This is a genomic window from Neobacillus drentensis (assembly GCF_036966985.1).
In the GTDB taxonomy this organism is placed as follows: Bacteria; Bacillota; Bacilli; order Bacillales; family Cytobacillaceae; genus Neobacillus; species Neobacillus drentensis_E.
Genome location: NZ_JBALSN010000624.1, coordinates 921 through 7,514, shown reverse-complemented (window position 1 = coordinate 7,514; position 6,594 = coordinate 921). Strand labels below are relative to the sequence as shown.

The following is a 6,594-nucleotide window of genomic DNA, read 5'->3' as shown; positions in this document are numbered from 1 at the left end:
TCGTAAATCAATAATAAATTCATCTTTTTGGATCCGTCCGACAATAGCCGGCTTCGCTTCTGTGCGAAGTTTTCTTCCAAGCTGTTCCGCAGTCAGAGTACAGTGTTTCAAAGCGATAACCATAGTTGGAAGCTCCACATCAGGCATCGTTCCCCCACCCACTTGACTGGTTGCCTCAGTAATTTTTGTAACATATTTTCTAGTATTTTGTAATAAGTTTGTAACAAAAGACTTTGATCGAACGTCTAATTCTTCAAGAGATACTAATAAATCTCGAAGCGTTGGAATATTTACCATTCCAGTTTCACCGCGGGCATAATCGATTAGCGTACCTTCTAATGCAGCTAACGTCATCTTATCAACACGTAGTACACGTGCCAATTGGTGTTTTTTTAGGCGGTCGATGATTTCTTTTTTACCAGCAATAATCCCTGCCTGTGGCCCGCCAAGGAGCTTGTCTCCACTAAAAGATACAACATCTGCCCCTAATTCTATGACCTCTTTTACAACAGGTTCTTCACCAATGCCATGCTTCCTGAAATCATATAATGCTCCGCTTCCGAGATCTTCGTAAAAAATGACATCATCCAATCGTTGCGTAAGATCAACCAGTTTTTCTGTTTCGACCGATTTGGTAAATCCAATGACTTTAAAGTTACTTGTATGAACCTTCATGAGAATCGCTGTGTCTGGACTGACTGCTTTTTCATAATCATAGAGGTGTGTTTTATTGGTGGTGCCCACTTCTACTAGGTTTGCCCCACTCTCTTCCATAATGGAAGAAATTCGAAACGAGCCGCCAATTTCAACAAGTTGCCCCCTCGAAACAATGACTTCTTTTTGAGCAGCGAGGGCTCTTAAGACAAGATAAACAGCAGAAGCATTATTATTAACCACCATGGCTGCTTCAGCCCCAGTGATCTCTTTAATTAATGCTTCAACATGACTATGTCGTGAGCCTCTTTCGCCTTCAGATAACTTGTACTCAAGATTGGAATAGTTCCTTGCTGTCTCAATCACATGGTTGATTGCATTTTCGCTCAATCTAGCCCTTCCTAAGTTCGTATGTAAAATCGTTCCAGTCGCATTGATGACTTTTTCAATAGTATAAGAATACTGTTTCTTTATATTTGATTCGAGGATAGAAAATAGGTCGTCAAGAAAATCGTTGGTCCCTGGTCTAGCACCTGGCCAATTATCATAAAGAATTGCCCCTCTAATGCTTTCAATGACATCTTTAAGTTTCTTGGTCAAATTTATTTGATCTAACTGACTTTCTTTCAGCAGATTCAAAAACCTCTGATGATTTTGAAGTTCATGGACCGCTGGGATGGAGCGTAGCCACTCTTTCAAGATAAAAACTCCTTTAACAATTGTTCTGTTTCTATAATATATACTTACTTCTATTCCTATCCAATGATGATACTTAGGAAAGGGGCGCTTCGGCATTACAATTATAGCATATCATTTTCACATTTTTATCCCTTATGAATAAAATGAAACGAGCAAGGGGGATTAAATATGTCAAAAAAGAAACAACTGAAAAATCAAAGCTTTGACTTTGAGGAAGTAGAAAAATGGCTGGAAGAATATTTTCTCGATCCACTTACATCTTATTATGATGCAACCCAATTTCAAATCGATCTGTATGAGACAGAGAAGGAATGGATTGTCGAGGCCATCTTAAATGAATTTGAAACTTCTGAAATAAAGGTATATATAGAAGGAAATAACTTAGTGATATCTGCGTCTAAATACCCCCCTTCCATGAAACAACAGAAACGTGTACGGACCATCAACTTTCCGTTTCAAGTCGTAAATCAGACAATTTATGCAACTTTTAGTAATGGAATATTAGAAGTTGTGATTTCAAAAACAGATAGATGTGTAGGAAAAAATAGATACATTACCCTGCCTTAAATTCAATATGTGGTATTATTTTTTGTACATCAGTTGACATAATATTATTATAGATAATAAAGCAGCCCTCTAATCCTTTTGGACCAGAGGGCTGCTTTTTATTTTTGGGAAATGATTTCGATCATTTCGTCTGTATCCGGGAATACTCCTGTTTCAAGCTTGGAATAGATCTTCTCGCCATTCACGGTCACTTCAAATGCGCCGCCTGAACTTGGAATTAGTTCTAACTTTTGAATATCTCTAAAAAAGTGATTAAATAGCTCTTCCGCGAAACTCGCGGCTTTAGGTGCGTAGTTTCATTGCATGCAAAATTCTACAATAATATGGTAATTCTTCATAGAAAACAGCCTCCAAAAAAATGAGTTTACTACTTCGTGATAGTGTTAATATTTTACCCTAAACCTTCTAACACTACAATTTTTTTGTCTATCCGTGCGGATTTTTTGGGAAAGAGTTATACTATAATAATGGAGGTGGACACGTTGAGTGAACATGATAAAATACGCTTGACCTCTTTATCAACAAAAGCTGGTTGAGGCTGCAAAATTGGTCCTGAGGACCTGGCGCAAGTTTTGCGTCATTTACCGAAACAAGAACCTGTTCCAGAATTATTAGTGGGACTTGATACATCTGATGATGCTGGGGTTTATCAATTAACTGACTCCATCGCACTAATTCAGACCGTAGATTACTTTACCCCTATTGTGGATGACCCTTATATGTTTGGACAAATCACCGCTGCAAATGCATTAAGTGATGTTTATGCAATGGGCGGAGAACCCAAAACAGTCTTGAATATTGTCGGCTTCCCGATTAAAAAATTGGGTGCAGAAATGCTCTCAGACATACTACGTGGCGCTGCTGATAAAGTAAAGGAAGCCGGAGCGATTACCGTGGGCGGCCATTCTATTGATGACCAAGAACCTAAATTTGGATTATCTGTAACTGGAATCGTCCACCCAGATAAAGTGTGGAAAAATGTCGGGGCCGAGCCAGGTGATGTCCTTGTGTTGACGAAGCCAATTGGTGTTGGAATCATTACAACGGGCATTAAAAGAAGCGTGGTAACACCAGAACAGGAACAAATTGTGACTGACACCATGGCAGCGCTAAATAAGGTGGCAGCTGAAGTGTTAACAGAATTTCACCCCCACGCTGTCACAGATATAACTGGATTTGGATTACTAGGTCATGGTAGTGAAATGGCACGCGGTAGTAATGTCAGTTTTGAATTCTCACTCTCACAAGTACCTGTTTTAGAAGGTGCACTAGAATTAGCTAAAAATGGTGTAGTTCCCGGTGGTTCGAAGGCGAATCATAAATGGTTAGCGGAGGATGTTGTCTATGAGGAGATCCTTCCTGAGGAGCAACTTCTCCTTTGTGATGCGATTACTTCCGGCGGTTTGTTTGTCTCTCTCAGTGAACAGGAAGCAGTTAAATATGTGGACAAACTTCGTACTAGTGGATTGGCTTATGCTTCGATTGTAGGAAGAGTTACGGAGAAAAAGGAAAAATATATTTATGTGAAAAGATAACAGCAAGCCCTGTGGGTTCGCTGTTTCTTTTTTTACTGAGGGAATATTTTACAATAAAATGGAAGTGGCCGATAAAATCTAAAAGAGGCAGATAAAATGTTAAAAGCGGCCGTTAAATTCAAAAAGCGGCCGATAAAATTTTAAAGTGGCTGATAAATTGCTAAAACCGGCAGATAAGGTGTCTTATGCTCAAAAAAGGCAACTTTTCTGCAGGCTCGATGTAGAAATTCGGTCCAAAAATGTCAATTTAAAATATCCCGAACCATTTCGGCTCGGGATTATTGAGATTATATCTTCTGACGTAGTTTTTCCACCATGTCCTTTGTCATTTTATCCAAGTCAAATGCGTATTTAAAGCCCCATTCCTCTTTTGCTGCTGTAGCATCAATAGAATTCGGCCAACTTTCTGCTATTTTTTGACGGTCAGGATCCACTTTATACGAAATTTCAAATCCAGGTACAAACTTTGCGATGGAAGCAGCAATTTCCTCTGGATCAAAGCTCATTGCCGTAACATTAAAAGCATTGCGATGGATTAATTTAGAGGATTCGGCCTCCATTAGATCAACAATCGCATTCAAGGCATCCGGCATATACATCATATCCATATAAGTACCTTTATCAATGTAAGAAGTATATTTTCCATTTTTGACCGCTTCATAGTAAATTTCAACCGCATAATCAGTGGTTCCCCCACCAGGAAGTGCGACATAGGAAATTAATCCAGGAAAACGTAAGCCGCGGGTATCGACTCCGAATTTATAGAAATAGTAGTCAGACAATAATTCCCCAGCCACTTTATTGACCCCGTACATCGTAGTAGGTCGCATAATTGTATCTTGAGGGGTGTTGTCTTTAGGAGTTGAAGGCCCAAAAGCACCAATCGAACTAGGTGTGAAAAATTGTGCTTTTAGTTCCTTTGCCGTTTCAAGTCCATTCATCAACCCGCCCATGTTTAAATTCCATGCAAATACCGGTTTTGCTTCCGCAGTGGCTGATAATAATGCGGCTAAGTGCATAACCGTATCAACATTGTATTTTTTAGCTACTTCCACCATTCGGTTTAAATCTGTTACATCAATAGTCTCAAATGGGCCGCTTTGAGCAGCTTCACTGTCATTCTTTTTGATATCTGTCGCAATAACGTTATCCGCGCCATAAATGTCTCGTAGCTTTAAAGTTAATTCTGATCCAATCTGCCCTAAAGCACCTGTGATTAAAATACGCTTCATCGTCGTTTCTCCGTCCTCTTCACTTAGGTTAAAAAATTTTTAGATAACACCCATTTCCTTACCGACTTTTTCATATATTGCAATTGCACGATCGAGCAATTCTTTTGAATGTGCTGCTGTTGGCATGTTACGAACACGTCCGGTCCCTTTTGGTACAGTTGGGAAAACAATGGCCTTTGCATAAACCCCTTCTTCATTCAAACGTTTGCTGAATTGTTGAGTAAGTGCTTCATCGCCAATAATACAAGGTGTGATCGGTGTTTCGCTGTTACCAATATTAAAACCTAGCTCTTTTAAGCCTTTTTTAAGATAATTGCCATTCTCCCATAGTTTCTCGTTAAGCTCCGTGCTTTCCATGAGGATTTCAATCGACTTCTTGCTCGCTGCCACATCTGCAGGAGTTAGCGAAGTAGAAAATAGGAATGGGCGGCTGCGAACTTTTAACCAATCTATAAGATTCTTTTTACCCGCCACATATCCGCCAACTACACCAATTGCTTTGGATAATGTGCCAATTTGAAAATCAATTTTATCAGAAAGACCAAAATGCTTGACAGTCCCTGCCCCATCTCCAAGTACACCTGATCCATGGGCATCGTCAACATAGGTGATTAAGTCAAATTCTTCAGCAATCTTAACGATTTCGGGAAGCAGAGCAATATCGCCATCCATGGAGAAGACTCCATCGGTGATCACCATAATCTTGTTGTAAAGACCTGACTCTTTTGCTTCTTTTGCTTTTGTACGTAAATCTTCCATGTCAGAGTGATTAACTCGGATGATTTTTGCTTTCGAAAGCCGACAGCCGTCAATGATTGACGCATGATTTAATTCATCTGAGAGAATCGCATCGTTTTTATCCATAACAGCGGAAATGGCTGCCATGTTGCAATTAAATCCAGATTGATAGGCAATCGCTGCTTCAGTATGTTTAAATTCAGCCAATTTTTCTTCGAGTTCCACATGCAGCTTGAGTGTTCCGTTGATCGTACGGACGGCCCCTGCACCAACACCGTAGGTTTCAATAGCCTCTGCAGCAGCTTTTTTCAGACGTTCATCGGTTGCTAAACCTAAATAGTTATTAGAAGAAAGATTAACAAGTTCTCTTCCGTTTATTGTGATAACAGGACCATTCGGGCTTTCTAGTGGATCAATGACATTGTATAGGCCTTTTCCCTTTAAATCCTCAAGATTTTCATTTAAAAATTGCTCCAAAATATGACTAGACATTATTTATACCCCCTTATTATTTGAACCTTTAATGTCATTTGCGGAAAAACAGTTGTCCGTTTCAGGTGGACATTAATTTGCTGTTAAATAGCGGTATTAAAGGATTCCTATTGTATACTTTATCATAAATTTTTTAATTTGTTCATATATAGTGGACAAAAAAGAAAAATATTTTTTATATCCTATTAGAGTACCCAAATCAAAATAATGTTATTTCTTAAGATAATTCACTAACATTAACTTAAAAATAGATTGCTTTTCCTTTATAATGGTTTCTTAAAGACGTAGATGCTCTCGATTGCTTTTAAGAAAGGATGTCAACCTTGTCATTTTTATATTCTGTCTTGTACACACTTATCCTTGGTGCTGTATTTATATTTTTATTTATCTTCGCCTACGATCTCCTTTATGGTGAAAAACAAGAAAAGCAAACCAAGAAACTACATAAATATTTTCAAAAAGAGACAATTAAGAAGATCGACGTACTCGAACGTCAACCTCGGAAATTTACCATGTATCAAGTGACAACCAATAATGGAGTTCAAAAGATTAAAATGAAACCAGGTTATAAGGTGATTAAGATCGTCTCAAAGGAGAAAAAGAAGAAGTAACTGACCTTTGCTTGGGTCCTCAAATAGAAGGTCGTTTTGTATGTGATGCCAAAATTCCAATCAAAT

The 6,594-nt window shown here is 38.7% G+C and carries 7 protein-coding genes; 3 read left to right on the top strand and 4 right to left on the bottom strand.

All coding sequences use genetic code 11. The features are described 5' to 3' along the window. The coding region (gene selA, locus V7659_RS29290) for an L-seryl-tRNA(Sec) selenium transferase (RefSeq protein WP_335543560.1) at positions 1 to 1,353 on the bottom strand (1,353 nt) is incomplete at its 3' end. Between the two features lie 168 nt (positions 1,354 to 1,521). On the opposite strand from selA, the gene V7659_RS29285 reads away from it, so the two are divergent. After that, positions 1,522 to 1,920, top strand: coding sequence for an Hsp20/alpha crystallin family protein (locus V7659_RS29285; RefSeq protein WP_335543559.1), 399 nt, complete (start codon positions 1,522 to 1,524; stop codon positions 1,918 to 1,920). Between the two features lie 98 nt (positions 1,921 to 2,018). On the opposite strand, the gene V7659_RS32205 is transcribed toward V7659_RS29285, so the two are convergent. After that, positions 2,019 to 2,258 (bottom strand): Rdx family protein, encoded by a 240-nt coding sequence (locus tag V7659_RS32205; RefSeq protein ID WP_420491788.1) that lies wholly within the window; start codon positions 2,256 to 2,258, stop codon positions 2,019 to 2,021. Between the two features lie 129 nt (positions 2,259 to 2,387). Here V7659_RS32205 and selD point away from each other — a divergent pair, with 129 nt between their 5' ends. Next, positions 2,388 to 3,455: a selenide, water dikinase SelD gene (gene selD / locus V7659_RS29280; RefSeq protein WP_420491371.1), complete on the top strand. Its 1,068-nt coding sequence runs from the start codon at positions 2,388 to 2,390 to the stop codon at positions 3,453 to 3,455. Positions 3,456 to 3,742: 287 nt separating this feature from the next. Here selD and V7659_RS29275 read toward each other — a convergent pair whose 3' ends face one another. Both V7659_RS29275 and V7659_RS29270 read right to left on the bottom strand, forming a co-directional pair. After that, positions 3,743 to 4,687 carry an L-threonine 3-dehydrogenase gene (locus V7659_RS29275; protein WP_335543558.1) on the bottom strand — a complete coding sequence of 315 codons (945 nt, stop codon included), beginning with the start codon at positions 4,685 to 4,687 and terminating at the stop codon, positions 3,743 to 3,745. A gap of 39 nt (positions 4,688 to 4,726) precedes the next feature. After that, positions 4,727 to 5,917: a glycine C-acetyltransferase gene (locus tag V7659_RS29270; RefSeq protein WP_335543557.1), complete on the bottom strand. Its 1,191-nt coding sequence runs from the start codon at positions 5,915 to 5,917 to the stop codon at positions 4,727 to 4,729. Between the two features lie 323 nt (positions 5,918 to 6,240). On the opposite strand from V7659_RS29270, the gene V7659_RS29265 reads away from it, so the two are divergent. Beyond that, positions 6,241 to 6,528: a hypothetical protein gene (locus tag V7659_RS29265; RefSeq protein WP_335543556.1), complete on the top strand. Its 288-nt coding sequence runs from the start codon at positions 6,241 to 6,243 to the stop codon at positions 6,526 to 6,528. Positions 6,529 to 6,594: the final 66 nt, after the last annotated feature.

Bases quoted from the DNA above. Each gene is read 5' to 3' on its own strand.
- V7659_RS29270 (WP_335543557.1), bottom strand. From the start codon at position 5,917: ATGTCTAGTCATATTTTGGAGCAATTTTTAAATGAAAATCTTGAGGAT.
- V7659_RS29285 (WP_335543559.1), top strand. From the start codon at position 1,522: ATGTCAAAAAAGAAACAACTGAAAAATCAAAGCTTTGACTTTGAGGAA.
- V7659_RS29275 (WP_335543558.1), bottom strand. From the start codon at position 4,687: ATGAAGCGTATTTTAATCACAGGTGCTTTAGGGCAGATTGGATCAGAA.